Consider the following 24,293-nt stretch of genomic DNA (forward strand, 5'->3'; position numbering starts at 1 on the left):
CGTGCCGGCCAGGGGGCACTGCGGCGTATCCAGCGGGGATGCCGCCGGCCTCTCCTCAGGACTCAGGGGCCTGCCGTGCCAGCCGCCGGGCCTGCTTGACCTCGTACATCTGCCGGTCGGCCCGGTCCAGGGCCTGCTCTGCCGTGAGCGGTCGCTCCGGCGGCACGGCGATGGCGCCCACGCTGGCCCCTTCGTAAGCTAGCGTGGCGTCCGGAAGGTCGAACCGCCCCTGCGTGGCCCGGGCGACGCGCTCCCGGAAGGATTCCTGCGTGCAGGAAGCCGTATCTCCAGCGTGCGTGCCGAGGGCCGCCACCACGAATTCGTCGCCTCCCATGCGGGCCACCACGTCTTCTTCGCGCAGCACCGCCCGCAGCCGCTGCGCGATGGCGGCGAGGAACTGGTCGCCCACTTCATGTCCATGGCGGTCGTTGATCGACTTGAAGCTGTCCAGGTCGATGAAGGCGACCAGCACCTCCGCCTGCCGGCGCTGGCCCTGCGACAGCAGCCGCGTGAGCGCTTCGATGAGTGCCCGGCGGTTCGGCAGTCCCGTCAGTGCGTCGGTCGAGGCGTACCGGGCCAGCCGTTCGTTGGCGGCGACCAGTTCCTTGATCAGCTGCTCGCGTTCGATCTGCTGCCCGATCAGATGGGCGAAGAGCGTGAGGATGTGCTCGGTGTCGGGCGTGGCGGGCCGGGCCCGCGTGCTGGCCGCGCACAGGGTGCCGCACAGCCGGCCGTCCGCGGTGCGCACGGGCATGCTGGCATAGGCCCGCAGGCCCAGGTCGCGCACGACCGCCAGGTCTGCCCAGCGGCTGGAAATGTCGCTGGCGTAGCGCAGGCCCTCGTCCAGCGCCCGCTTGCACGGCGTCTGGTCCCAGGAGGTGACCAGGCCTTCGGGGATCTGTAGCGTGCCGGCATTGCGCGCGTGCAGGATCCGGAGGGTGCCCTGCGCTTCGTCGATGGACGTCAGGTAGGTGGATTCCAGCCCCGTCACTACCGACAGTATCTCCAGCAACGGGCGCGTGAGGTCTTCCAGGTTGCGCGCCGTGGAGACCGAGCCGGACAGTTGCTCGAGGAAAGGGGTCATGCGGGAATGAGATTAGATGATCCGCATGGGCCTGTCGAGCGCTCAGTCCTGGGGCGGTGCGGCCAGGTAATTGTTCTTGACGCGGATGTAATGCTCCGCCGAGTAGCGCAGATAGGCGATCTCCTGCGGCGTCAGCGCACGCTGGCGCACGGCGGGCCGGCCGATGTAGAGCGAGCCGCGCTCCAGCACCTTGCCCGGCGGCACCAGGCTGCCGGCGCCGAGCATCACCTGGTCGCCGATGACCGCATCGTCCATCACGATGCTGCCCATGCCGATGAGGCATTCGTCGCCGATGCGGCAGCCGTGCAGGATGGCCGAATGCCCGATGGTCACGTGGCTGCCGATGACCAGGGGCGAGCCGTCCGGCTTGCCCGGGTGGCGGTGGGACACGTGGCCCATGCTCAGGTCCTGCACGTTGGAGCCCTCGCCGACCGTGATGCGGTGCACGTCGCCGCGCAGCACGGCATTGCACCAGACGGACGCGTCCCGCCCCAGGTGCACGTCGCCGATCACCTGGGCGGAGGCATGGATGAACACGCCTTCGTCCATCGTGGGCGTGGCGTCGAGATAGGGGGAGAGAGGCATGGGCGGAGGCGGCCGGGGCCGGAAAACGAAGAGGCGTGACCCCGGAGCGTAAGGCACGCCGGGCCGCGCCGCAGCCCGGGGCTCAGGTTTCCGGCAGAACGGCGTGGCCCGCTGCCAGCAGGAGGGCCTGCCCGGCGGCTGCATCGCGCTCCTGCAGCAGGAGGTGGTCGCCGTCGAAGGTCGACACCACGAACACGCCGATGCCCGCCTCCGACAGCGGCTGTATCACGGACAGCACGATCCCGGTGGCACCGAAGGCGAACGGGCCGACGAAGCGGAACGCCTTCCAGTCCCGCTCGGCCTGCACGTGGGTCGGCACCCGCTCCTGCCGGCAGACCACCGACAGCTCCTCGGAGGTGCGCGTGATCGAGACGAAGCCGTCGCCATCCGCCCAGTCCGGGAATGCCGACGAGGGCGCGAGGCGCGCCACCGCATAGCGCAAGGGAAGGGGTGCGAGGGTGATGCGGGGACGGGTCATGGTGTGGAGGGAAGGGACGTGAAGGCGAGGAAGGCGGCCAGCGACAGCATCACGGCCGCCACGAAGGCGTCGAGCGCGCGCCAGGCCGAGGGCCGGGCGAACCAGGGCGACAGGAGCCGGGCGCCGAAGCTCAGAGAGAGGAACCACGCGGTGGAGGCCGCGATCGCCCCGGCCGCGAACGCAGTGCGCTCGGGCGGTGGCCGCTGCCCGCCCAGCGAGCCGAGCAGCACCACCGTATCCAGGTACATATGGGGGTTGAGCAGCGACACTGCCAGCACGGCGGCCAGGGCCTGGCGCGAGCCGCTGTCCCGGGCCGGGTCCATGCCGTCCTGGCCCGTGCCTTCGCCCAGCCGGGCGCCGCCCCGCAGGGCCCGCCATGCCGCCGCCAGGCCATACCAGGCGAGAAAGGCCGCACCGCCCCAGCGGGCCGCGCCGAGCAGCAGGGGCTGCCCCTGGATCAGCAGGCCCATGCCCGCCACGCCGGCTGCGATGGCCATGGCATCGACGGCAATGCAGGTCCATGCCGTGAGCGCCACGTGCCGTCGCTGCAGGCCCGTGCGCAGCACGTGCACGTTCTGCGCCCCGATCGCGATGATCAGGCCCGCGCCGGTACCCAGGCCCTGCAGGAAGGAAGTTGTCCACCACATGACGGCATTCTCGGACCGCATCGCTGGAATTGAGTCAAACTTGTGTATTCATCGGCCAGGCCGAAAATTTCTCAATCAACCCGATCCAGGCCGCCATGCACCTTGATTCCAGACAGTGCGAAGCCTTCCTCGCCGTGGCCGAGGCCGGCAGTTTCGAGCAGGCCGCCGCCGCGCTGCACCTGACGCCCTCGGCGGTGTCGCTGCGGGTGCGAGCGCTGGAAACCCGTCTCGGCCAGCCGCTGCTGGTGCGTGGCCGCCCCTGCCGGGCGACGCGGGCCGGGCGGCAACTGCTGCAGCACCTGCAGCGCGCGCGGGCCATGGAGCGCGAACTGCTGGCCGACCTGGCCGGCGATGGCGGGGACGCGGCGTTTTCTCCCGTCGCGCTGGCCGTGAACGCGGATTCGCTGGCCACCTGGCTCCTGCCGTCGCTGGCACCCGCCCTGCAGCGCGAGCGCATCGCCCTGGAACTCATGGTGGACGACCAGGAGCACACGCATGCGCTGCTGGAGGCCGGGCTGGTGCATGCCTGCATCTCCGTGCAGCCGGAGGCCATGCGCGGCTGCGTGGCCGAACCGCTGGGGACGATGCGCTACCGGCTGGTGGCGTCGCCCGCGTTCGCGGCGGAGTGGTTTCCGCGCGGCATCTCTCGCTCCTCGGCGCGCCGCGCGCCGGTCGTGGTCTTCAACCGCAAGGATGCCCTGCAGGCCCAGGTCCTGCGCCAGGTTTTCGGCCTGCAGGCCAGCGCATGCCCCAGCCACTACGTCCCGGCGTCCGAGCCCTTCGTGGCCGCGGTGCGCTGCGGGCTGGGCTACGGCATGGTGCCCGAACTGCAGATCCCGGGTGCCGTGGAACGGGGAGAACTGGTGGATGTGCTGCCGGAGGCCGCCATCGACGTCGCCCTCTTCTGGCACGGCTGGCGGCAACAGCCGCCGCGGCTGGAGCGCCTGGCCCGCAGCGCGATGGAGGCGGCACGCCGCGTGCTGGGCCCCGCGCCGCAGCCTCAGCCGCGGGCGTAGAAGCCCAGGAACATGTCCACCGCGTCGTCCAGCACCTGGGCCTGCTGGGCAGCGTCCAGCGGCGGCTGGCCCAGGATGAGTTGCGGCCAGAAGGCATGCGTCTTGAGCTGGCCCATGAGCAGGTGCGCGGCATAGAGCGGATCGGGACCGGCGCGCAGCCGGCCCGCCTCCTGCGCGTCGCGGATCCAGGCGGGCAGGCCTTCTTCCCTGGAGGAAAGGCGCTCGGCCATTGCCTTGGCACGTTCGGGCGTGTGCAGCATCTCGGCCATCACCACGCGCGAGAGGTCCATGAAGCTCGGGTCGTTGAAGAGCTGCATCTTGCCGCCGATCAGCTCCAGCAGTTGCTGCCGCAGCGGCCGGTCGGCGTCGTGGCGCAGATCGGGCAGCGCGTGGCTGCGGTTCCAGAGCTGGTCGAGGATGGCGGAGAACAGCTCGTCCTTGCTGGGGAAGTGGTTGTAGACCGTGCGCTTCGACACACCGGCGGCGGCCGCCACACGGTCCATGCTGGTGCCGGAGAAGCCGCTTTCGCGGAACTCCGCGATGGCCGCCTGCACGATGGCTTCGCGCTTGCGGTCGGTCAGGCGGGGGAGCACGTCGGCTGCTGTCATGGAGATATTTTACACCGCACGGTTTACTTTTTTCGAAACAACACTACACTGTGCAGTGCACTTCGTAGTGCGTCTTTTTCCCATTTCCTTCCTCCACTGCCATGGCCCGTCCGTCCGCCTACAGCCACGCCGCCCCGATCGATCCGTCCCCCCTGCGGCTTCCGACGTCGGCCGACGGCCGGTTCCGCAACGCAGCCCCGCCCCGCCGCATGGGCTGGCTGAAAGGCCTGCAGGTGATGCTGCGCATGGCGCTCGGCAAGCCCGCCGGCACGGTGCCGGACCGCCCCGTGCCGGTGCGGGCGCTCACGCGGGAGGCGCTGCTGGCCGCGCCCGACATGTCGCTGTGGCGGCTGGGCCATTCCACCGTGCTGCTCAAGCTGCAGGGCGGCTTCTGGCTCACGGACCCGGTGTTCTCGGAGCGCGCCTCTCCCGTGCCGTTCGCGGGGCCGCGTCGCTTCCACGCGCCGCCCCTGCGGATCGAGGACCTGCCCCCGCTGCGCGGCGTGGTGCTGTCCCATGACCACTATGACCACCTGGACCATGCCGCCATCCTCGCGCTGGTACCGAAGGTGGAGCAGTTCATGACGCCGCTGGGCGTGGGCGACCGCCTGGTGGGCTGGGGCGTGCCGGCCGACAAGGTGCGGCAGTTCGACTGGTGGCAGGGCACCACCTTCGCCGGGGTGCAGCTGGTCTGCACGCCGGCGCAGCATTTCTCGGGACGGGGCCTCTCCGACGGCAACCGTACGCTCTGGGCATCGTGGGTGCTGATCGCTGGCAGCACCCGCGTCTTCTTCAGCGGCGATTCCGGCTATTTCGACGGCTTCCGCGCCATCGGCGAGCGCTACGGCCCCTTCAACCTGACGCTGATGGAGACCGGTGCCTACAACGCCGACTGGCCCGACGTGCACATGCAGCCCGAGCAGAGCCTGCAGGCGCACCTGGATGTGCGCGGGCGCCACTGCCTGCCCATCCACAACGGCACGTTCGATCTGTCCTTCCATGCCTGGACCGAGCCGTTCGAGCGCATCGGCGCGCTGGCCACCGCATGCGGCGTGCCGCTGCTGACGCCCGCCATGGGCGAGCGCGTGGACATCCGTTCCCCCGCGGCCACGCAGCCCTGGTGGCGCGATGCCGCTGCGCCCGCCGCCTCCTGACCGACCGGAGACCATCGACCATGTTCAGCCGCGTCATTCCCATCCGGCGCCTCCTGTACGGCCACCTCGCGCCGGTCGGCGGCGGGAGCGCTCCCGTGCGCCTTGCCGCTTCCGGCCACCCTGCACCTTCCGCCGGCGCGATGCCGGATCGATTCACCCAGGCGAGGTCCGCCCCATCCGCGCCGCCTGGCGTGGCGGCCGTTCAGGAACTGGCAAGCACTGGCTCTTGAGCGCTGCGCTGAAGCCGGTGGCGCCGAAGGCGCCTCAGGGGGGGGACTCTTCCCCCGTGGGCAGCCGCATCACCCCGGTGCGGAAGTCGTACTCGAACACCTCGCCATGCCGCGCCCAGGTGATGGCCGTGCGCAGCACGCTCTCGGCCTCCTGGGCATCGAGCTGCTCGCTCAGCAGGCGCAGGAAGGGCACGTCCGGCAGTTCGCCCGCCGGCTCCTGCTCCAGGCTGTGGCGGATGTGCGCCACGAGCGGCACGTGGGCCAGCAGCTGCTGGCCGAAGATTTGCTGCCGCAGGCCGTGGGCTCCTTCCACGTAGCGCCGCCCCAACGGAGTGATCTGCAGGTCGCCGCTCGCCAGCGCCGCCAGGCCCAGCTGGGACACCGCATGGGCCACGGGCAGCAGTTCGGCGTCGGTGAGGCTGGTTTCCTCCGCCAGCCGGGGCAGGTCGGCGCGGCCGTCGAAGGGGGGCTCCGCCAGCAGTTCCAGCAGGCCGTCCATGCGCGCCACGTCGGCTGCGGGCAGGCGGTCGGTGAGCGTGGCGGGCGCCGGCTCGGCCGCCGCGCCCCCGGCCGCGGACGCGTGGCGCGTGGCGCCGGCCGTCATGAGCGCATAGACCTCGTCGATCAGCGCGCGCACGTGGTGGCTGTCCGGATCGCGGGGGCGCGGCAACTGGATCGACAGCTGGCAGCGGATGCGGCCCGGATCGCTGGCGAAGATCAGCACGCGGTCGGCCATCATCACGGCCTCCTCGATGTTGTGCGAGACCACCAGCATGGCCTTGGTGGGCATGCTGCCGCTGCGCCACAGCTGCAGGATGTCCTCGCGCAGGCGCTCGCCGGTGAGCACGTCCAGCGCGGAAAAGGCCTCGTCCATCAGCAGCACGTCGGGCTGGGTGACCAGGGCGCGGGCGATGCCCACGCGCTGGCGCATGCCGCCCGAGAGCTCGCGCGGCAGCGCGCCTTCGAAGCCCGCCAGCCCGATGAGTTCGATGGCAGCCTCCGCCCGCGCGGCCCGCTCCGCCTGCGGCACGCCGCGGGCCTCCAGGCCCAGCTCCACGTTCTGCTGCACCGTCAGCCACGGAAAGAGCGCGAACGACTGGAAGACCATGCTGATCGCGCGCGCCGGCCCGTGCAGCGGCTGGCCGCGGTAGCGCACGTCGCCCTCGTCGGCCGGCACCAGGCCCGCCATGATGCGCAGCAGCGTGCTCTTGCCCGAGCCTGACTGGCCCAGCAGGGCGACGATCTCGCCTTCGCGCAGCGTGAAATCGACGTTCTGCAGCACGGGGCGCTCGCGGCCGTCGGAAGAGCGGAAGGTCTTGCCCACGCCGTGGAGTTCGATGATGGATTGCGTCATGGCAGCGATGCGTTGTGTTCAGCGTTCGGGGCGGGTCAGAAATGCATGCGGTCTTCTGCGAGGCGGTAGAGGCGCCGCCACAGGAAGTGGTTCAGCCCCATCACGAACACCACCATCGCGCCGATGCCCAGCGCGATGCGCGGGAAGTCGCCGGTGGCCGTCATCTGCGCGATGTAGCTGCCCAGGCCCCGGGCCTGCAGCGTGGTGTCGCCCCAGGTCACGTATTCGGCCACGATGCTGGCGTTCCACGATCCGCCACTGGCGGTGATGGCGCCGGTCACGAAGCTGGGGAACACGGCAGGCAGCAGGTAGCGCTTCCACTTGAGCCAGCCCGACAGGCCCAGGTTCTGCGCGGCCAGGCGCAGTTCGTTGGGGATGCTGGAGGCGCCCGCGATCACGTTGAAGAGGATGTACCACTGCGTGCCCAGGATCATCAGGGGCGACAGCCACACGTCCGGGTTCAGCTTCCAGTGCACCACCAGCATCACCGCCACCGGGAAGAACAGGTTGGCCGGGAAGGCGGCCAGGAACTGCGCCACCGCCTGCAGCCGGCCCGCCCAGCGCGGGTTCATGCCGATCCACACGCCGATGGGTACCCACACCACGGCGGCCAAGGCGATCAGCACCATCACGCGCACCAGGGTGTAGCCGCCCAGGGTGAATACATGCACCACCTCGTGCCAGCCTACCTCGGTGTGGACGAACTGCACCAGCCGCGCGATGGCGAAGAGCACCCCCGCGGCCAGCACCGCGTCCCACACGCGCTCCGCGCGGGCCGAGGGCGCGGGCGGGCGGGCGCGGATCGAGGTGCCGTCATGGCTGCGCCTGAACAGCGTGAGCGTGCGGCCCAGCTGCCGCTGGCACCAGCCGGCCACGGTCTGCGTGGCGCGCGCGCGGCGCAGCCAGGCCAGCAGCCAGGAGCGGGGGGCCGCATCGGCGCTGCCTTCCTCGAAGCGGAACTTGTCGGCCCAGGCCACCAGCGGGCGGAAGAGCAACTGGTCGTAGAGCAGGATGGCCACCAGCATGCAGGCGATGGCCCAGCCGATCGCGGGCAGGTCGCGCGCCTCGATGGCCATGGCGATGTACGAGCCCACGCCGGGCAGCTTGATGTCCTGGTGCGAGACGGAAATCGCCTCCGAGGCCACGACGAAGAACCAGCCGCCGGACATCGACATCATCATGTTCCACAGCAGGCCCGGCATGGCGAAGGGCAGTTCCAGCCGCCAGAAGCGCTGCCAGCCCGAGAGCTGGAACACCCGTGCGGCCTCCTGCAGCTCCGCCGGCACGGTGCGCAGCGACTGGTACAGGCTGAACGCCATGTTCCACGCCTGCGAGGTGAAGATGGCGAAGATGGCCGCGCATTCCACGCCCAGGAGGCTGCCCGGGAAGAGCGCGATGAAGCCCGTCACGGTGATGGACAGAAATCCCAGGATGGGAATGGACTGCAGGATGTCCAGCAGGGGCACCAGCACCCGTTCGGCCAGCCGGTACTTGGCCGCCAGCACCGCGAACACGCAGGCGAACACCAGCGAGGCGCCCAGCGCGATGAACATGCGCAGCGTGGTGCGCAGCAGGTAGTACGGCAGCTGCCAGGGGTCCAGCGAGAGCGGGATCACGTCGCCCATCTCGAAGGGCCGGGCCATCTGCGCCGCCCCATAGGCCAGCAGCACCACGCCTGCCAGCACCAGCGGCAGCAGGGCCCAGTCCCAGCGGTTGGGGCCGGCCTCCACGACCTGGCGTGGAAAGAATTCGCGGGACGCTTGGTTTTTCATGGTGTGCGGAACCAAAAAGGGCGCATAGGGTAGCCGGTCCTGATGACAAAAGGCCGGCCATGCCGCCGCCGCACACGAAATGCCGCGCGAGGGCGGCATGGCGGAGTCCGCCGAAGCGGGAAAGTTCAGAGGCCCGCGGGGCCGGGCGTCCAGGGACTGGCCTCGGACGCCGTTCCCATCAGCTGCCCCACGATCGCCGCCTGTACGGGAGCGAGCCGGCGGGCACCCTGCAGCACCACGCGCCGCAGCAGGCGCGGCAGCGGGCGGTCGTCGGTATAGAGCCGCACGATGGCATTCGTGCCCTCGTACAGCGGCCAGGCATGCCGGTGGTGCCCCCGCGCGTAGTGCCGCTCCAGCAGGCCGGCATCACCGATGTCGCGGCCCGTATCGCGTGCGTGCACCAGCGCGGCGGTCAGCCGCTCCACGCCCGCGAGGCCCAGGTTGTAGCCATGCGCGGTCACCGGATGCATGCCCACGGCGGCATCGCCCAGCAATGCGCAGCGGTGGCCGCTGAAGCGCCGGGCATAGACGGCGACCAGCGGATAGGCGTGGCGCTCGCCGGCCAGCCGCATCGCGCCGAGGCGGTCGCCGAACTGCGCCTGCACCTGGGCGGCGAAATCGGCCGGCGGCAGCGCGAGCAGCGCGGCGGCATCGTCGGTGCGGGTGGTGACCACCACCGAGCACAGGGGCTCGCCCGTGCCGGGATCGGGCGGCAGCGGCAGGATGGCCAGTGTGCGGGCATAGCCGAAGCACTCGTGGGCGGTACCGTCGCCCGCGAGTGCGTGGCGCATGCGGCAGACGATGACCGTGCGACCGAAATCGGTGCTCGCCGCGCCGATGCCCAGTTGACGCCGCGTGGCGGAAAAGCGGCTGTCCGCCGCCACCAGCAGGCGCGCGCGCAGCCGCAGGGGCGCGGCGCCATCCGGCCCGCCATCGACGGGCGCGCATTCCAGTTCCGCTGCGTCCTGCGACACGGCCACGTGCGTCACCTGCCGGCCGGCCAGCAGCCGCACGCCCGGCGTGGCGAGGGCCGCGGCGTGCGCGCTGCGCCGCAGGGCGTGGTTGGGAACGATCCAGCCCAGGTGGCCCGGGCCGCGTCCGGTCTGCAGGTGCAGCGGCTGCGTGACGCCCACGGGGCCGTCGTGCACCTGTGCTGCGTGGATGCGCCCGACCTCGTGCGGCAGCAGGCGCTGCCAGGACCCCAGGCGCCGCAGCGTGTCCGCGCCGGGGTGGGTGAGCGCGATTTCCCGGCCATCCGGCGCCGGTCCGGCCAGCGCGTCACCCGGCTGGCGCTCCACTACCGTGGCGGTGAAGCCGGCCTGGGCCAGCGAGACCGCGAGCGACAGGCCCGCGGGGCCGCCGCCCACGATCAGGACATCGCAGTCGTGCGCACCTGCAGTCGTGGCCTGCCGGGGCAGGGAGGCTGGGACGGAAGCAGGCGCGGACATCTCGGGCATGGCGGGCGGAACGCGCAGGGGGCGCAAAAGTGGGAGCCTGCCGATTGTGGGCGCGGTGGCCCGGGGCTGCCATTGCTGTGCATCAAGCGCCGTGTTCGCCGCTGCCGGCAACGCTCCAGAGGCGCTGCGCTTCCTCCAGCCACGCCACGAAGCAACGGGCTTCTTCGGAGGCATCCGGTGCAATGCCGTAGTAGTAGCGCTCCAGCGGCAGGGCGTGACGGGGAAGCAGCGGCACCAGCCTTTTCTGCTTGAGATCATTGCCCCACAACGACCGCGGCGCCATGGCCACGCCCAGCCCGTCGACGGCGGCCTGGAAGATCAGGTGCAGGTGGTCCAGGTGCAGCCGTCCTGCGGCCTTCAGCCGGCCTATGCCTGCCTGCCGGCACCAGTCGTCCCAGTCACCCTTCCTGGAACGGGCGCAGAGCAACACGAACGCCGCCAGGTCGCGCGGGGATTCGACAGGGCGGCTGGCGCTCTGCAGCAAGGCCGGCGAGGCCACCGCCAGTGCCTCGTCTTCCAGGAACGGTGCCACCTGCAAGGACACCGGCCACCCCTGGAGCCCGCGCCGCACGGCCACGTCGAATCTCTCTGCGGCGTGGGAAGGCGCCGCAATGCTGGTGATGACCTCCGGCTCGATGCCGGGGTACCTGGCCACGAAATCGGGCAGTCTGGGGATCAGCCAGCGCACGGCGAACGACGGCCTCACATTGACCCGCACGGCACGGCTCGCCACCCCTGCCCTCAGGGCCGTGGCTGCATTCCCTATCAGGGCCAGGCCCGCCTCGGCCTGCGCGTAGAAGGCCTGGCCTTCCACCGTGAGCACCACCTGCCGCACCCGGCGTTCGAAGAGGGAGACGCCCAGGTCTTCCTCGAGCCCCTTGACCTGCCGGCTCACGGCGCCATGGGTCACATGCAGCTCTTGCGCTGCCCGCGAAAAACTCTGGTGCCTGGCCGCGGCCACGAAGGCCCGTACCGCATTGAGAGGGGGGAGCACCATGGCCATGCGTGAGATTTTTGCACACATGTGCCCCCAACAAACTCGTTTGTCGTCTCCTTGCGCAGGGCCCACGATGCGGCCATGCAAACGACCAGCGCGGCCGGAACGGACATCCCCACTCCCGAAGCCGCTGACCGCGACTCCAGAAACGCTGCGATAGCGCTGGCCACCACGCTGCCTTCGGACGTGGTGCTGTACCTGCTGTTTCCCGTCCACGGCGCTGCATGGGGCATCACGCTGGTGGAAGCGGGGATGCTGCTGGCCGCCAACCGCCTCGTGCGCATTGCCGGGTACGGCTGGGTCGCGCGCCTGTATGCCCGATACGGCGACCGCAGGATCTGCGTCCTGGCTGTCGCGGCGGCTGCCGCCTGTGCATTGGGCAATGCCACCCTCAGCGGCTTCTGGCTGCTGCTGCCGCTGCGCTTGCTCTGGGGCATGGCGTTCGCTGCGTTGAACCTCTCCACCCAGGTCCTGGCCACGTCGTCGGCAGCCGGTGCATCGGCGCGGTCCGGAAGGTCGCGCGCCTTCATCGCTCTGGGACCCGTGATCGCCTTGCCGGCGGCGGCCGTGTTGAGCGAGCTGGCAGGACCGCGCTGGGTGCTGGGAGCGCTGACCTTCGCGGCCCTGGGCGGCTTGTGGGCTGCCCGCAGGCTTCCCGCCCGGCCCCACCCGGGCATGGGGGCGGTGCGTACCCGGCCGTCGCGTCCGAACGCCCTGGACACCTGGTCTTTCGTGGAGGGATTCGCGCTGGACGGCCTGTTTCTCATCGGCCTCACCGTGCTGGGCCAGGCGTTGTGGCCTTCCAGCGCGCTGACGGCCGCCGCCGTGCTGCTGGCCGTCCGGTATGGCTCCGAGATCGTTCTCGGCCCGGTCGGTGGCCGCTGGGCCGACAGGTGGGGCGCCGAACGGCTGCTCGTCGTCTTCTCGCTCATGACGGCCGTGGCCCTCGTCGGCTTCGGAGCGGGGTGGCTGTGGACCTGTGCTGCGGCCATCGTGTTGCTGCGGGCCCTTCAGCTGCCGCTGCTCGCACCCATCGTCGCCATCCGCCATCCCGGCGCCGACCGCGTCCGTGCCCTGGCGGCCCGGTCCGTCTGGCGTGACATCGGGGCAGGGCTCGGGCCGCTGGCCGCCGGGCTGTTGCTGCCCGTGCTCCCGACGCCCTGGCTCTACGGCATTCCCGCCGCGGTGCTGGCTGCCGCGGCTCTGGCTTGCGGGAGAAAGGCAGCCATCCGCGCCGACGGCGGGCGGTCCTGATCCCTCTCCCGCAGCCTGGCGCCCCCTGTCGAGACTGCCCCTCTCAGCAGGGAACGCCGTTGCGCGCGGCCAGCCACCCGGGCGCATCCTGCAGTGCCACGGGGCGCAGGAAGCGATCCATCGCTGCGTAGCCGACCGACGTGGTGAAGGGCGCGGTGCTGGCGGGGTAGGGGCCGCCATGGTGCTGGGCGGCCGTGACGGCCACGCCGGTGGGCACGCCGGCAAAGAGCACGCGGCCCGCCACCTGGGTGGCGGCGCGCACCAGTGCGCGGTTGTCCTCCGTGTCGTCGTCCGCGCCCCAGAGCGTGACCGTGAGGGAGCCGCCCACGGCGCGCAGCACGTCGATCGTTTCCTTGGCCGAGCCCGTGCGCACCACCAGGGCGGCGGATCCGAAGACTTCCTCGTGGAGCGCGGCGTCGGCGATGAAATCCGCCGCCTGCACCTCGGCCAGGAAGGGGCGCGGCGTGGCGTCGGGCGCGGCCGTGCCGTCCACCAGCGGCCTGACCTTGCCGTGGGCCCTCCACGCGGCCACTCCATGGTCGAAGTGCGCGCGGATGCCCGCCGAGAGCATGGCGTGCGGCGCGAGCGCCTGGAGCCTGTCCGCCAGCGCCTGCACGAACGCGTCGCCCGAGGCATCCCGGCGCACCACGATCACGCCGGGGCTGGTGCAGAACTGGCCCGCGCCGAGGCAGATCGAGCCGGCCAGGGTTTCGGCCAGCGCGGCGCCCTGGGCCTGCAGCGCCGCGGGCAGTGCGACGAGGGGATTCACCGAGCCCAGTTCGCCATAGAAGGGGATGGGCCGGGGGCGTTCCGCCGCCACCCGGGCCAGGGCGGTGCCTCCCTTGAACGAGCCGGTGAAGGCCACGGCGGCGATGGCCGGCGCCTGCACCAGTTGCACGCCGGTGGCCACCGATCCGCCCTCCACGAACTGGAAGACCCCTTCGGGCAGGCCCTGCGCCGCCACGACCTGTTGCGCGAGGCGTGCCGTCCGGCGGGACAGCTCCGGATGGGCCGGATGCGCCTTCACGACCACCGGGCAGCCGGCCGCCAGCGCCGAGGCGGTGTCTCCGCCCAGCACCGAGAACGCGAAAGGAAAATTGCTCGCCGAGAACATGGCGACGGGCCCCACGGGCACGCGCACACGGGTGAGGTGCGGCCGGCCGGCCGGTGGCGCGCCGGCCACCGCGGGGTCGTCCACCACCGCGTGCGCCGCACCCCGCTCGAGCTCGGTGGCGAAGCCGCGCAGCTGGAAGGCGGTGCGGTCCAGCTCGCCGTTCAGGCGGACCGGGCCCAGGGCGGTCTCGCGGTCGGCGATGGGCACCAGGGCCTCGCGCTGCGATTCCAGGGCGTCGGCCAGGGCGCGCAGCAGGCCCGCGCGGTCGGCGGCACTGCGGGCGGCGAAGGCGTCTGCCGCCTGTGCGGCGGTGGCCACGGCGGCGTCGATGGCCGCTGGCGTGGAGGCGTTCCAGGCATCGCCCTGGGGCTGGCCGGTACGCGCGTCGATGGATTGCAGGGTGTCTGGCGTGGTCATGGAATGTCTCCTGGGAAATGGGGCCGGAGCTGTCTCAAGGGATGGAAAGCCGGTGCGGAAGTCCGGCCCGCAGCGTCCTGCCGGCCGATCGTAGCGAGCACCCGTGTCCCCGGCATCCGGGAGGGGAGGCTACAGTCGCGGGCAGTTCCACTATCTGAGACACACCATGGCCTCGTCTTCCAGCGAAGGCACCGCGGCCCTTGAAAAGGCCCTCGATCTCCTGGAGGCGGTCGGCGCCGCACCCGATGGACTGAGCCAGGCCGAGCTGTCCGGGCGCTTCGGGCTGCCGCGCACCACCGCCTACCGCCTGCTCGCCGTCCTGGTGGCGCGCGGGCTGCTGCGGCGCGACCCGCTGCGCAAGGTGTATTGCCTGGGCATGCGCTGCTTCGAGATGGCGCGGCAGGCCTACGCCATGCCCGACCTCGCCGCAGCCGCGGCGCTGGAGTTGCGGGCGCTGCGCGACCTGACGGGTGAAACCTCCTACCTCGCGGCCCTCGACGGCCGTGAAGTCGTATCGCTCGAGCGTTGCGACGGGGCGCACAGCGAGCGCTCCTCCAGCGCGCTGGGCCAGCGCAAGCCGGTGCATTGCACCAGCCAGGGCAAGGCCATCCTGTCGGCGCTGCGCGAGCCCGAGCGCGACACCCTTCTGAAGGGACTCTCCCTGAAGGCCGCCACGCCGCGCACCATCACCGACCGGCGCCGGCTGCAGGCGGAGCTGCGCGTGACGGCGGCGCGCGGCTACGCCATCGACGATGAGGAGATCGTGCCCGGCGTGCGCTGCGTCGGCGCCCCCATCGTGGACGGCCAGGGCCAGGTGCGGGGGGCGCTCAGCGTGGCCGGCCCGGCCTGGCGCCTCACGCCCGAGCGGCTGGAACTGCTCGGGCCGGAAGTGGCCGAGGCCGCCCGGCGGGTGGGCGCCCAGCTCGGGCGCACCCGCGCCCCCGTGGCCGACACCGTGGCGTGCGCCCTGGCGGGGTCCTGGGCATTCCATGGTGCCCATCCCCACTGGTGCGCAGAAGCCGGCCTGCTGTACTGGGCGGACAGCCTGGCCCCTGCGCTGCGCGCCTGGTCGCCGCAGGCCGCCCCGGAAGGAGAGCCGCGCGCGGCTGGTGAGGCCGTCCTGCCGACCGGTACCGACCAGGCCCTGGCGGGATGCGAAGAGCCCATTGCCGGCGTGCTCGTGCATGGCCCGCAGGATGTGTCGCTGGTGGGCGCGCGGGGCGCCGTGCGCTGGCGTCCGGGTGCCGCGCGGCCCGAGCCGTGGCCCCTCTGGCCGGAAGGCTCCATCGTCCAGGCCGTGTGCCTGGGCGGGGCCGAGGGTGGCGGCAGCGGCGTCTGGATCGCCGTGGAAACCGCCGAGGGCGGCAGCGCGGTGGGGCGCCTGCACGCCACGGGGCACGTCGAGGTGCTCTGGCGGCTGGCCGAAGCCCTGCAGTGCCTGCGCTGGCGGGCCGGGGATGGCGCGCTGCTGGCCACCGCGCCCCACACCGGCGCCATCCTGCACATGCACCCGGACAGCCCCGGCGTGGTGCGAAGGCTGGTCACGGTGCCCAAGGGGTCAGGGCGTGTCAGCGGGCTCGCCTTCGACGCCGAGGGCGGCGTGTGGACTGCGCTGCGCGACGGCTGGAGCGTGGTGCGTTTCCTGGCGGACGGCGGGCTTGACCGCGTCGCCGCACTGCCCGTGCCCTGTCCGACCGATGTGGCCGTGGGTGGACCGGAAGGCAACGTCCTGTTCGTGACGACTGCGCGCCAGCCCGTGGCGCTGGACATGCTCGCAAACGCCCCTTTGTCCGGCCGCCTTTTCGCGCTGCCGCTCTGAACTGCTGGTTTTTTGCAACAAGATGTGCCTCTGGCGATGAGAGGCATGCTTCGCGAAATCGCCAAAAGTTCCCGGGGAATGCGGGTGTTACCCGTTTGGGTGGATAAATACAAATGGATGCAAGTGTGCGCTCGCCGCGACTCTCCGGCGCCCCATCCCTGGAGAGAATCCGCCCGCCGTCCCACCGCCGCAGCCTCGCGTCGGTCCCGGGCCCGGGCTGCGCCCGGCCCTCTTCGGGCGGCGCATCATTCCAACGAGGGTAAAAAAACCATGAACACGTTCCGCCTGGGCGCGCTTGCGCTCTCCCTGATCCTGGCCGGCTGCGCCACCAATGGCTCCACGGGATCTTCATCGTCCGCAGGATCCGCACTCGGTTCCGTGCTGGGAGCGGCGGGCACCGGCGGCACCGGCTCCGGCACCGACAGCAAGATCGGCGCGGCCGCGGACGTGTTCAAGGCTGCGACCGTGTCGGACGCCGAACTCAAATCCGTGTCGCAGCAGCTGCGCGCCTACGAGGAGCGCACGGAAAAGGTCGCGCCGGCCGGCAACAAATACGCCCAGCGCCTGGCCCGCCTCACGAAGAAGCATGTCAACGAAGACGGCATGAAACTCAACTTCAAGGTCTATCTCGCCAACGAGGTCAACGCCGACGCGACGGCCGACGGCTCGATCCGCGTGTACAGCGGCCTGATGGACATGATGAACGATCAGGAGCTGCTGGGCGTCATCGGACACGAGATCGGCCACGTCAAGCTGCAGCATTCCCTTGCCGCCATGCGCACCGCCTATCTCGCCTCCGCCGGCCGCAAGGCCGCTTCCGCCGCGGGCGGCGTCGGTGCCCTGGCCGACAGCGACCTGGGCGCACTGGGCGAAAAGCTGGTCAACAGCCAGTTCTCCCAGAGCCAGGAGACGGCCGCCGACGACTACGGGCTGGCCTTCATGAAGAAGCACAAGTACAAGGTGAGCGCGATGGAATCGGCTTTCCGCAAGCTGGCGGCCCAGAGCGGCGGCAAGGGCGGCGCGCTCGACGAGATGCTGTCCTCCCATCCGGACCCGGCCGGCCGCGCCGACCGCATGCGCGACATGGCTGCGAAGTAAGCGCGCTTCGGAGACCTCCCCTCCGTTCCCGCCAGGGGCGGGGGGTTTTTCCTACGGGAGTGCCGCGGAGCGTTGGCTAGAGTGGGGACTTCTCTCCCCACAGCAAAGGATCCCTCCCATGCGCGTCGACATCTACCGCCGGCCCGAAGCTGACGGCAAGCATTCCTATCTCGTGGTTCCCGAAGGCCGCCCCATTCCGCAGGAGGCCATCAACACCGACTGGAGTTGCCAGGAGCGGGGCCACGAACTGGACGAGAGCGCCGCGCACTGGAACGACTACGGCATTCCCGAACCGGCCCGGCAGCTGAGCGAGAAGCGCTACGCGATCACCAGCGTGAAGGAACTCAAGGAAGACTGACCCGGGCACCTGCCTGTCAAGCCCGGGACGCCCCGGCGGTGACACGCCGGGGCACCACGCAGTACGCTGCGTGGCCATGGAGACAACCACACCCCCGCCGCGCAACGCGGCCGCCGAAGCGAGCGCCCCCTTCGTTCCCCAGATCCGGCTCTACCAGGACTGGCTGCGCGAGACGCGCGGCCTGCAGTTCGACGATTACGATGCCCTCTGGCGCTGGTCCGTGACCGACCTGGACGCCTTCTGGCAGAGCATCTGGGATTACTTCGGCCTCGAGTCGCCCACGCCGCACACGGCCGTGCTGGCCCGCAACACCATGCCGGGTGCCGAATGGTTCCCGGGTGCCCAGGTGAACTACGCGCGCCAGGCGCTGCGGCACGCCGATGCCGCGCACGAGGCCGGCCAGCCGGCCATCATCAGCCGCAACGAACGCGGCGAGCACCGCGAACTGTCCTGGCCCGAACTGCGCCGGCAGGTGGCCGCGCTGGCCCTGCACCTGCGCGCTCAGGGCGTGGGGCCGGGCGACCGCGTCGCGGCCTACCTGCCCAACATCCCCGAGGCCATGGTGGCCCTGCTGGCCACGGCCAGCCTGGGCGCCATCTGGAGCGTGTGCGCGCCCGACATGGGCACGGCCGCGGTGCTGGACCGCTTCCGGCAGATCGAGCCGAAGGCCCTGATCACCGTGGACGGCGTGACCTACGGCGGCCGCGACCTCGACCGCCGCGGCGTGCTGGCCGAGCTGCGGGCCGCGCTGCCCACGCTGGAGCACGTGGTCGTCGTGGACCAGCTCGGCACGGCGGGCACCATCGCCGGCTGCGTGGAATACGCCCGGGCCACCGCGCGCGACGATGCCGGGGTGGCGTCGTTCGAGCCGCTCTGGCTGCCGTTCGACCACCCGCTCTGGATCGTCTATTCCAGCGGCACCACGGGCCTGCCCAAGCCCATCGTGCACGGCCACGGCGGCATGGTGCTGGTGGCGCTGCTGCTCAAGGGCCTGCACAACGACATCGGCCCGAGCCACGCGCCCAACTCGTTCGGCGAACGCTACCACTGGTACAGCTCCACCGGCTGGGTCATGTGGAACGCGCAGGCCAGCGGCCTGCTCTCGGGCACCACCTGCGTCATCTACGACGGCAACCCGGGCGGCAGCCGCGAGCGCCCCGACTGGGGCACGCTCTGGCGCTTCGCCGCCGAGACCGGCGTGACCTTCTTCGGCGCGGGCGCCGCCTTCTATGCCAACTGCATGAAGGCGGGGATCGATCTCGCGGCCTGCGGCGACCTTTCCCGCATCCGCGCGCTGGGCACCACGGGCTCGCCGCTCTCGCCGGAGGTGCAGGAGTGGGGCACGGCGCAATTCGCGCGCATCCAGGCCCGAGCCGGGAATGCGGGCAGCAGCGAACCGATCTGGTGGGACAACATCTCCGGAGGCACGGATTTCTGCGGCGCCTTCATCGGCGGTCACCGAGAACTCCCGCAGGTGCCCGGCGAGATGCAGTGCCGCATGCTCGGCGCGGCCGTGGAGGCCTGGGACGAGGAAGGTCGGCCCGTCACCGGCGCGGTGGGCGAGCTGGTCTGCACGCAACCCATTCCCTCCATGCCGCTCTACTTCTGGGGCGATGCACCGGCGGGGGCGCCGGCACTGCCGGGCGATCCGCAGGGTCCGCGCTACCTCGCGAGCTATTTCGACATGTACCCGCCCGGCCACGGCCGCCGGCCTGGCGGTGGCGACGGCCCCGCGTCCATGGGCGCGGTCTGGCGCCATGGCGACTGGCTGCGCGTCGGTCCGGAAGGCCGCTGCGTGATCTACGGGCGCAGCGACGCCACCATCAACCGCCACGGCCTGCGCATGGGTACCAGCGAGCTCTACCGCGCGGTGGAAGCCTTGCCCGAGGTGCTCGACAGCCTCGTGGTGGACCTGGAATACCTGGGCCGCGAGAGCCACATGCCGCTCTTCGTGGCGCTGCGCGAGGGCGCCGTGCTGGACGATGCGCTGCGCGAGCGCATCGCCGGGGCGATCCGCACCGCGCTCTCGCCGCGCTTCGTGCCCGACGAGATCGTGCAGGTGGCCGAGGTTCCGCGCACGCTCACGGGCAAGAAGCAGGAGCTGCCCATCAAGAAGCTGCTGCTCGGCCAGCCGCTGGAGAAGGTGGTGAACCGCGACGCCATGGCCAATCCCGGCTGCCTTGGCTGGTACGAGGATTTCGCGCGGCGGCACCTGGCGCGCACCGCCGCCGCCGCTGCCGCGCAGGCCTAGCGCCGTCCCGCCGGGGCCGGCGCGCGCACCAGCGTGCTCTTGCCGAACAGGCTCTCCACCAGATCCACCACGAGTTCGGCGGTCTGGTTGCGGATGTCGAGCGCGGGGTTGAGTTCCACGATGTCGAGCGAGGCGAGCCTTCCCGTGTCCGCGATCATCTCCACGCACAGCTGGGCCTCGCGGTAGTTCGGCCCGCCGCGCACCGTGGTGCCCGTGCCGGGCGCGATTTCCGGATCGAGGAAGTCCACGTCGAAGCTCAGGTGCAGGTGCGCGCCATCGTCGTCCTCCAGCCCGGCGAGCGCGCGGCGCATGACCTCGCGCATGCCGAGCTCGTCGATCGCGCGCATGTCGTATACCTCCAGCCCGAGCTCGTGGATCATGCGCTTCTCGGCCGCATCCACGCTGCGCAGGCCGATCTGGCACATCTGCGCGCCGCGCAGCGCCGGCCCGGGGCCGCCGAGCGCCGCGAGCGCGGGAGGGCCCAGCCCGCAGAGGCTGGCCACCGGCACGCCGTGCACGTTGCCGCTGGGCGAGATCTCCGGCGTGTTGCTGTCGGAGTGCGCGTCCAGCCAGAGCACGCGCAGCCGCTTGCCGGTATCGCGGCAGTGGCGCGCCACGGCGCTGATCGAGCCGATGGCGAGGTTGTGGTCGCCGCCCAGCATCACCGGCAGGCGACCGGCCTGCAACTGGGCGAACACCGCATCGTGCGTGGATCGGTTCCATGCCTCGCATTCGGCGAGGTTGCGCAGGCCCTCGGCCGTGCGCTCGCCGCGCGGGTTCGGCGGGCCGTGCAGATTGCCCAGGTCCTCGACCTCCAGTCCCAGCCGTTCGAGCGCCGGACCGAGCTGGGCCACGCGCAGCGCGTCCGGGCCCATCGCCGCGCCCAGGCGGGCGGCGCCGACGTCGGTGGGAACGCCGATCAGCGTGACCGGGCGTGGAAAGGGGGCGTTGTCCATGGTGGGCGTCTCTCCTGCTGCGGGCATTGTGCGGTGCGGACCTGCGCGATGGCGTCGGAAATCAGGCCGCCTCGTGGACGAAGATGGGAGCGCGTGGCGCCGACGTGGCTGCGCCGGGGGCGCCTTCAGGCAGCCAGGGCCGCAACTGCGCGTACAGGTCCTTCGGATCGGCCAGGTCCGGCACCAGTGCGATGCGCTCCAGCAGCCCGGCCGCCTGGCCCAGCGCACGCATGGTGCGCAGGGCGGAGTAGTCCTCCAGCGCGAAGCCCACGGAATCGAACACCGTTACCTGCCCGGGCGACACGCGCCCCGGCGCCATACCCGCCAGCACGCGCCAGAGCTCGGTGACGGGGAAGTCCGCCGGCATCTGATGCAGATCGCCCTCGATGCGGGTCTGCGGCTCGTATTCCACGAAAACCGCACCTGCCTGCATCACCTCCGGCGCCAATTCGGTCTTGCCCGGACAGTCGCCGCCCACGGCGTTCAGGTGCATCCCCGGCTCCAGCATGTCGGCCTGGACGATGGCTGCGCGTGTCTTGTCGGCCGTCGCCGTGGTCACGATGTCGGCGCCGCGCACGGCTTCACGCGCACTCGCGCACGGCACGCAGTGCAGTCCCTCGCGTGCATAGGGCCCGAGGTTGCGCATGAGCTTGCGCGTGGCCGCGGGGTCGGTGTCGTACAGCCGCAGCTCGCGCACGTCCAGCAGTCCGAAGAACGCCAGCGCCTGGAACTCGGCCTGCGAGCCGTTGCCGATCAGCGCCATGCAACGGCTCTCCGGCCGGGCCAGCCGCCGGGCCGCCACGGCCGAGGTGGCGGCCGTGCGCAGCGCGGTGGTCAGCGTGAGCTCGCCCAGGAACACCGGCAGGCCCGTGTCCACGTCCGCCAGGGCGCCGAAGGCCATCACCGTGGGCAGCCCGTCCTGCGTGTTGGCCGGGTGGCCGTTGACGTACTTGAAGGCATAGCCGCCGCCGGGCCGGGTATCGGCCACGGGCATGAGCTCGATCACGCCGCGCGGCGAATGGGCGGCCGTGCGGGCGGTCTTGTCGAAGTCGTTCCACCGGGCGAAGTCGGCCTCGATGGCCTGGGCGATGGCGTGCAGGCAGGCGATGACGCCCGTGCGACCCACCAATTCGGCGGCACGCGGTGCGTCCAGGAATTCGGTGGATCCGGCGCGGCGCAGGGCGGGACGGATGGTGTGGGTGCGGTCCATGGCATGCCTCTTCGGTGCTGGTGTACGAGGTTCCCACAGGCGTGCACCAATCCAAATCGCAAGGATTGACCGCAATTGCGCAGAAAGCTGGCTTTATGGCAGCATTCGTTGACACTATGGACAATATCGACCAGCAACTCATCGCCGCCCTGCGCCACAACGCCCGCGCCAGCGTGGCGACGCTGGCAACGCGCCTGGGCGTGTCGCGCGGCACGGTCACCAACCGCATCCGCAAGCTGGAGGATTCGGGAACCATCGTCGGCTACACCGTGCGGTTGCGGCCGGAGGGGGAGACCGGCGGGCTGCAGGCCTGGATGAGCATTTCCATCGAGGGCAATGACGCGCGCCGCGTTACCGCCTCTCTGCTGGGCGAGCCGAGCGTGCTGTCCCTGCACGCCACCAACGGCCAGTGGGATCTTCTGGCCGAACTGCAGATCGCGTCCCTGGCCGAGCTGGCCCAGGCGCTGGAGCGCATCCGGCTCATCAAGGGCATCCGCAACACGGAAACCAGCATCCACCTGGAAACCCTGCGCGCGCCGCCCCAGCAGGCTCCTGGCGCACGCCGGTAGGACATACCTGACGAGGCCGGCGCCGGCCCCGTCCCATAATCGGCCGACGGCCCCGCGCCGCAGCATCCGCAGGAACCGCCAGGAAGGAAAGACCGCCCATGACTCCGCAAGCCCCCAAGCGTTTTTCGATGATCCGCGAGTTCCACCTGGCCGACTGGTTCACGCTGGGCAACGCCGTGTGCGGCGTGGGGGCGCTGTTCTCCTCCATGACATTCATGGAGACGGGCGACGTGCGCCACGTGTATTTCGCCGCCGCGCTGGTGCTCGCGGCGCTGGTTTTCGACGTGCTCGACGGCCGCGTCGCGCGCTGGCGGCAGAAGTCCTCCGCCATGGGCCGCGAGCTGGATTCGCTGGCCGACGTGATTTCGTTCGGCGTGGCGCCGGCGATCATCGCCTACGCCTGCGGCATGCAGGGCCTCTACGACCGCATCGTCCTGGCCTTCTTCGTGGCCTGCGGCGTCTCGCGCCTCGCGCGCTACAACGTCACGGCGGAAACACTCTCCGAGGGTTCAGGCAAGGTGAAGTACTTCGAGGGCACGCCGATCCCCACCTCCATCGTGCTGGTGGGGCTCATGGCACTGGCCGCATCGCTCGGTGCCGTGCGCGAGAACCTGTGGTTCGGCAAGCTGCTGGTGGGGGGCTTCACGCTGCACCCCTTCGTGCTGCTGTTCGCGGTGTCCGGCTCGCTCATGATCAGCCGGATCCGCATACCGAAGTTTTGACCCCCCTGAGTCGCCTTCGGCGCCTTCCCCCCAAGGGGGGACGACGCCAGTGGCCCGGCAAAGCCGGTTCCACGGCGTCTGCTGGCGTGGCCTGCTCCGCGGCCTTCTGACGGGGCAGGCTCTGCGTGTGCGTGAGGGGCCCACCGGGCTTGAGAATACCTCTGACTGTCGGTAGCCCACGATGACGTGTAGTGGGCCAATGTTTCTTTGTGCGATGGATTTGCATTCACTTGCTGAACATTTACCCGCACTTCGGCCCTGCTGCGCGTGCCAATCGCCCCGGTAACGGTAAACTCCGCCGCTTTGAGCCGCGTCGTTCGCACTCCTTCCTTCCATGGCCGTTGACACGGTGGGCCAGGCCCGCACCAGCTTTGACCTCAAGAGCGCCCAGCTGCCCGTGGTGGCCGTGGCGTTGCGGACCACCGACGCCGACGCGTTCGCTGCCGACCTGGCCGCGCGCCTCGGGGAGGACCCGGGCTTCTTCGACAACGATCCGGTGCTGATCGACCTCGCCGCCGTGCGCGAGGAGGCTGCACCCATCGATTTTCCCGCCCTCGTGGCCCTGCTGCGCCAGCACCGCACCCAGCCCGTGGCCGTGCGCGGCGGCAGCGCCGCGCAGATGGAGGCCGCGCTCGCCGCCGGGCTCGTGGCCGCGCCGGAGGCGCCGCCCGCCCGTGCCGCCCAGCCGCCCGCCGCGGCCGAATCGCCTGCGCGGGAGGTCGTCCGCGAAGTCGTGCGCGAGGTCGAGGTGGTGCGCGAGGTGCCCGCTCCCGCACCCGGCACCGTCGTGGTGGACAAGCCGCTGCGCTCGGGCCAGCAGGTCTATGCGCGCGGCTCCGACCTCGTGGTGATGGCCGTGGTGAGCTTCGGTGCCGAAGTCATCGCCGACGGCAACATCCACGTCTATGCGCCGCTGCGCGGCCGGGCCATCGCCGGTGCGCGCGGCGACACCTCCGCCCGCATCTTCAGCACCTGCCTGGAACCGCAGCTCGTCTCGGTGGCCGGCATCTACCGCACCACCGACACCGAGCTGCCCGACAACGTGCGCGGCAAGCCCGCGCAGGTGCGGCTCGACGGCGAGAAACTGATCATCGAGCCGCTCGCCTGACCCCAGAACACCAGACCAACGCCCCAAGGAATTTG

The 24,293-nt window shown here is 71.1% G+C and carries 22 protein-coding genes; 10 read left to right on the forward strand and 12 right to left on the reverse strand.

Translation table 11 applies throughout. From position 1 onward, the window contains the following. Window positions 1-55 precede the first annotated feature (55 nt). The 4 genes from ACGHC0_RS00635 to ACGHC0_RS00650 all read right to left on the reverse strand — a co-directional run bounded on the left by ACGHC0_RS00635 (window position 56) and on the right by ACGHC0_RS00650 (window position 2,794). Window positions 56-1,084: a GGDEF domain-containing protein gene (locus ACGHC0_RS00635; RefSeq protein ID WP_368353551.1), complete on the reverse strand. Its 1,029-nt coding sequence runs from the start codon at window positions 1,082-1,084 to the stop codon at window positions 56-58. A gap of 42 nt (window positions 1,085-1,126) precedes the next feature. Continuing rightward, the gene (locus ACGHC0_RS00640; RefSeq protein ID WP_368353552.1) at window positions 1,127-1,669 is read right to left on the reverse strand and encodes a gamma carbonic anhydrase family protein; all 543 of its coding nucleotides are present in this window, start codon (window positions 1,667-1,669) and stop codon (window positions 1,127-1,129) included. Between the two features lie 82 nt (window positions 1,670-1,751). Next, window positions 1,752-2,147: an ACT domain-containing protein gene (locus ACGHC0_RS00645; RefSeq protein WP_415267139.1), complete on the reverse strand. Its 396-nt coding sequence runs from the start codon at window positions 2,145-2,147 to the stop codon at window positions 1,752-1,754. Next, entirely contained in the window at window positions 2,144-2,794 is a 651-nt protein-coding gene (locus tag ACGHC0_RS00650) for a LysE/ArgO family amino acid transporter (RefSeq protein ID WP_415267140.1), read from the reverse strand. The genes ACGHC0_RS00645 and ACGHC0_RS00650 overlap by 4 nt, the downstream gene beginning before the upstream one ends. 95 nt (window positions 2,795-2,889) lie before the next feature. Here ACGHC0_RS00650 and ACGHC0_RS00655 point away from each other — a divergent pair, with 95 nt between their 5' ends. Next, window positions 2,890-3,810, forward strand: a complete 921-nt coding sequence (locus tag ACGHC0_RS00655; protein ID WP_415267141.1) for a LysR family transcriptional regulator ArgP — start codon at window positions 2,890-2,892, stop codon at window positions 3,808-3,810. Here the strand turns inward: ACGHC0_RS00655 and ACGHC0_RS00660 are convergent. Then, the gene (locus ACGHC0_RS00660; protein ID WP_368353556.1) at window positions 3,795-4,418 is read right to left on the reverse strand and encodes a TetR/AcrR family transcriptional regulator; all 624 of its coding nucleotides are present in this window, start codon (window positions 4,416-4,418) and stop codon (window positions 3,795-3,797) included. The two genes, ACGHC0_RS00655 and ACGHC0_RS00660, sit on opposite strands and share 16 nt — an antisense overlap. A 101-nt stretch (window positions 4,419-4,519) precedes the next feature. Here ACGHC0_RS00660 and ACGHC0_RS00665 point away from each other — a divergent pair, with 101 nt between their 5' ends. Continuing rightward, window positions 4,520-5,572: an MBL fold metallo-hydrolase gene (locus ACGHC0_RS00665; protein WP_415267142.1), complete on the forward strand. Its 1,053-nt coding sequence runs from the start codon at window positions 4,520-4,522 to the stop codon at window positions 5,570-5,572. Between the two features lie 264 nt (window positions 5,573-5,836). Here ACGHC0_RS00665 and ACGHC0_RS00670 read toward each other — a convergent pair whose 3' ends face one another. The 4 genes from ACGHC0_RS00670 to ACGHC0_RS00685 all read right to left on the reverse strand — a co-directional run bounded on the left by ACGHC0_RS00670 (window position 5,837) and on the right by ACGHC0_RS00685 (window position 11,382). Then, the gene (locus ACGHC0_RS00670) at window positions 5,837-7,156 is read right to left on the reverse strand and encodes a nitrate/sulfonate/bicarbonate ABC transporter ATP-binding protein (protein WP_415267143.1); all 1,320 of its coding nucleotides are present in this window, start codon (window positions 7,154-7,156) and stop codon (window positions 5,837-5,839) included. Between the two features lie 35 nt (window positions 7,157-7,191). Beyond that, complete coding sequence (locus tag ACGHC0_RS00675; protein ID WP_368353559.1) at window positions 7,192-8,928, reverse strand: ABC transporter permease; 1,737 nt, start codon at window positions 8,926-8,928, stop codon at window positions 7,192-7,194. A 125-nt stretch (window positions 8,929-9,053) separates the two neighbouring features. Continuing rightward, a complete protein-coding gene (ubiM, locus tag ACGHC0_RS00680; protein ID WP_415268373.1) occupies window positions 9,054-10,376 on the reverse strand; it encodes a 5-demethoxyubiquinol-8 5-hydroxylase UbiM in 1,323 nt (440 codons plus the stop codon). Window positions 10,377-10,467: 91 nt separating this feature from the next. Further along, complete coding sequence (locus ACGHC0_RS00685) at window positions 10,468-11,382, reverse strand: LysR substrate-binding domain-containing protein (protein WP_368353561.1); 915 nt, start codon at window positions 11,380-11,382, stop codon at window positions 10,468-10,470. A gap of 81 nt (window positions 11,383-11,463) precedes the next feature. On the opposite strand from ACGHC0_RS00685, the gene ACGHC0_RS00690 reads away from it, so the two are divergent. Beyond that, window positions 11,464-12,636 carry an MFS transporter gene (locus ACGHC0_RS00690; RefSeq protein ID WP_415267144.1) on the forward strand — a complete coding sequence of 391 codons (1,173 nt, stop codon included), beginning with the start codon at window positions 11,464-11,466 and terminating at the stop codon, window positions 12,634-12,636. Window positions 12,637-12,679: 43 nt separating this feature from the next. Here ACGHC0_RS00690 and ACGHC0_RS00695 read toward each other — a convergent pair whose 3' ends face one another. Beyond that, window positions 12,680-14,167, reverse strand: coding sequence for an aldehyde dehydrogenase (NADP(+)) (locus ACGHC0_RS00695; RefSeq protein WP_415267145.1), 1,488 nt, complete (start codon window positions 14,165-14,167; stop codon window positions 12,680-12,682). A 166-nt stretch (window positions 14,168-14,333) separates the two neighbouring features. Between ACGHC0_RS00695 and ACGHC0_RS00700 the strand changes: the two genes are divergently transcribed. The 4 genes from ACGHC0_RS00700 (at window position 14,334) to ACGHC0_RS00715 (ending at window position 19,693) form a co-directional block, all read left to right on the forward strand. After that, window positions 14,334-15,986 (forward strand): IclR family transcriptional regulator domain-containing protein, encoded by a 1,653-nt coding sequence (locus ACGHC0_RS00700; protein WP_415267146.1) that lies wholly within the window; start codon window positions 14,334-14,336, stop codon window positions 15,984-15,986. A gap of 270 nt (window positions 15,987-16,256) precedes the next feature. Then, on the forward strand, window positions 16,257-17,084 hold the full coding sequence (locus ACGHC0_RS00705) for a M48 family metallopeptidase (protein WP_368353565.1): 828 nt from the start codon (window positions 16,257-16,259) through the stop codon (window positions 17,082-17,084). A gap of 118 nt (window positions 17,085-17,202) precedes the next feature. Then, window positions 17,203-17,442, forward strand: a complete 240-nt coding sequence (locus ACGHC0_RS00710) for a DUF6139 family protein (protein ID WP_013592665.1) — start codon at window positions 17,203-17,205, stop codon at window positions 17,440-17,442. Window positions 17,443-17,518: 76 nt separating this feature from the next. After that, window positions 17,519-19,693, forward strand: a complete 2,175-nt coding sequence (locus ACGHC0_RS00715; RefSeq protein WP_415267147.1) for an acetoacetate--CoA ligase — start codon at window positions 17,519-17,521, stop codon at window positions 19,691-19,693. Here ACGHC0_RS00715 and rocF read toward each other — a convergent pair. Then, window positions 19,690-20,649, reverse strand: coding sequence for an arginase (gene rocF, locus ACGHC0_RS00720; protein ID WP_415267148.1), 960 nt, complete (start codon window positions 20,647-20,649; stop codon window positions 19,690-19,692). The genes ACGHC0_RS00715 and rocF overlap by 4 nt on opposite strands. 61 nt (window positions 20,650-20,710) lie before the next feature. After that, the gene (locus ACGHC0_RS00725; protein ID WP_415267149.1) at window positions 20,711-21,859 is read right to left on the reverse strand and encodes an ornithine cyclodeaminase; all 1,149 of its coding nucleotides are present in this window, start codon (window positions 21,857-21,859) and stop codon (window positions 20,711-20,713) included. Window positions 21,860-21,975: 116 nt separating this feature from the next. On the opposite strand from ACGHC0_RS00725, the gene ACGHC0_RS00730 reads away from it, so the two are divergent. The 3 genes from ACGHC0_RS00730 (at window position 21,976) to minC (ending at window position 24,258) form a co-directional block, all read left to right on the forward strand. Next, entirely contained in the window at window positions 21,976-22,428 is a 453-nt protein-coding gene (locus ACGHC0_RS00730) for an Lrp/AsnC family transcriptional regulator (protein ID WP_415267150.1), read from the forward strand. A 98-nt stretch (window positions 22,429-22,526) separates the two neighbouring features. After that, window positions 22,527-23,150, forward strand: coding sequence for a CDP-diacylglycerol--serine O-phosphatidyltransferase (gene pssA / locus ACGHC0_RS00735; RefSeq protein ID WP_011793313.1), 624 nt, complete (start codon window positions 22,527-22,529; stop codon window positions 23,148-23,150). A gap of 334 nt (window positions 23,151-23,484) precedes the next feature. After that, window positions 23,485-24,258, forward strand: a complete 774-nt coding sequence (gene minC, locus ACGHC0_RS00740) for a septum site-determining protein MinC (RefSeq protein ID WP_415267151.1) — start codon at window positions 23,485-23,487, stop codon at window positions 24,256-24,258. Window positions 24,259-24,293: the final 35 nt, after the last annotated feature.

Origin of the sequence: Acidovorax sacchari, assembly GCF_042847045.1 — a bacterium.
In the GTDB taxonomy this organism is placed as follows: Bacteria; Pseudomonadota; Gammaproteobacteria; order Burkholderiales; family Burkholderiaceae_C; genus Paracidovorax; species Paracidovorax sacchari.

What these genes read in the sequence shown, in the direction of transcription:
- ACGHC0_RS00635 (WP_368353551.1), bottom strand. Translation starts at nt 1,084, where the DNA reads ATGACCCCTTTCCTCGAGCAACTGTCCGGCTCGGTCTCCACGGCGCGC.
- ACGHC0_RS00640 (WP_368353552.1), bottom strand. Translation starts at nt 1,669, where the DNA reads ATGCCTCTCTCCCCCTATCTCGACGCCACGCCCACGATGGACGAAGGC.
- ACGHC0_RS00645 (WP_415267139.1), bottom strand. Translation starts at nt 2,147, where the DNA reads ATGACCCGTCCCCGCATCACCCTCGCACCCCTTCCCTTGCGCTATGCG.
- ACGHC0_RS00650 (WP_415267140.1), bottom strand. Translation starts at nt 2,794, where the DNA reads ATGTGGTGGACAACTTCCTTCCTGCAGGGCCTGGGTACCGGCGCGGGC.
- ACGHC0_RS00655 (WP_415267141.1), top strand. Translation starts at nt 2,890, where the DNA reads ATGCACCTTGATTCCAGACAGTGCGAAGCCTTCCTCGCCGTGGCCGAG.
- ACGHC0_RS00660 (WP_368353556.1), bottom strand. Translation starts at nt 4,418, where the DNA reads ATGACAGCAGCCGACGTGCTCCCCCGCCTGACCGACCGCAAGCGCGAA.
- ACGHC0_RS00665 (WP_415267142.1), top strand. Translation starts at nt 4,520, where the DNA reads ATGGCCCGTCCGTCCGCCTACAGCCACGCCGCCCCGATCGATCCGTCC.
- ACGHC0_RS00670 (WP_415267143.1), bottom strand. Translation starts at nt 7,156, where the DNA reads ATGACGCAATCCATCATCGAACTCCACGGCGTGGGCAAGACCTTCCGC.
- ACGHC0_RS00675 (WP_368353559.1), bottom strand. Translation starts at nt 8,928, where the DNA reads ATGAAAAACCAAGCGTCCCGCGAATTCTTTCCACGCCAGGTCGTGGAG.
- ubiM (WP_415268373.1), bottom strand. Translation starts at nt 10,376, where the DNA reads ATGTCCGCGCCTGCTTCCGTCCCAGCCTCCCTGCCCCGGCAGGCCACG.
- ACGHC0_RS00685 (WP_368353561.1), bottom strand. Translation starts at nt 11,382, where the DNA reads ATGGTGCTCCCCCCTCTCAATGCGGTACGGGCCTTCGTGGCCGCGGCC.
- ACGHC0_RS00690 (WP_415267144.1), top strand. Translation starts at nt 11,464, where the DNA reads ATGCAAACGACCAGCGCGGCCGGAACGGACATCCCCACTCCCGAAGCC.
- ACGHC0_RS00695 (WP_415267145.1), bottom strand. Translation starts at nt 14,167, where the DNA reads ATGACCACGCCAGACACCCTGCAATCCATCGACGCGCGTACCGGCCAG.
- ACGHC0_RS00700 (WP_415267146.1), top strand. Translation starts at nt 14,334, where the DNA reads ATGGCCTCGTCTTCCAGCGAAGGCACCGCGGCCCTTGAAAAGGCCCTC.
- ACGHC0_RS00705 (WP_368353565.1), top strand. Translation starts at nt 16,257, where the DNA reads ATGAACACGTTCCGCCTGGGCGCGCTTGCGCTCTCCCTGATCCTGGCC.
- ACGHC0_RS00710 (WP_013592665.1), top strand. Translation starts at nt 17,203, where the DNA reads ATGCGCGTCGACATCTACCGCCGGCCCGAAGCTGACGGCAAGCATTCC.
- ACGHC0_RS00715 (WP_415267147.1), top strand. Translation starts at nt 17,519, where the DNA reads ATGGAGACAACCACACCCCCGCCGCGCAACGCGGCCGCCGAAGCGAGC.
- rocF (WP_415267148.1), bottom strand. Translation starts at nt 20,649, where the DNA reads ATGGACAACGCCCCCTTTCCACGCCCGGTCACGCTGATCGGCGTTCCC.
- ACGHC0_RS00725 (WP_415267149.1), bottom strand. Translation starts at nt 21,859, where the DNA reads ATGGACCGCACCCACACCATCCGTCCCGCCCTGCGCCGCGCCGGATCC.
- ACGHC0_RS00730 (WP_415267150.1), top strand. Translation starts at nt 21,976, where the DNA reads ATGGACAATATCGACCAGCAACTCATCGCCGCCCTGCGCCACAACGCC.
- pssA (WP_011793313.1), top strand. Translation starts at nt 22,527, where the DNA reads ATGACTCCGCAAGCCCCCAAGCGTTTTTCGATGATCCGCGAGTTCCAC.
- minC (WP_415267151.1), top strand. Translation starts at nt 23,485, where the DNA reads ATGGCCGTTGACACGGTGGGCCAGGCCCGCACCAGCTTTGACCTCAAG.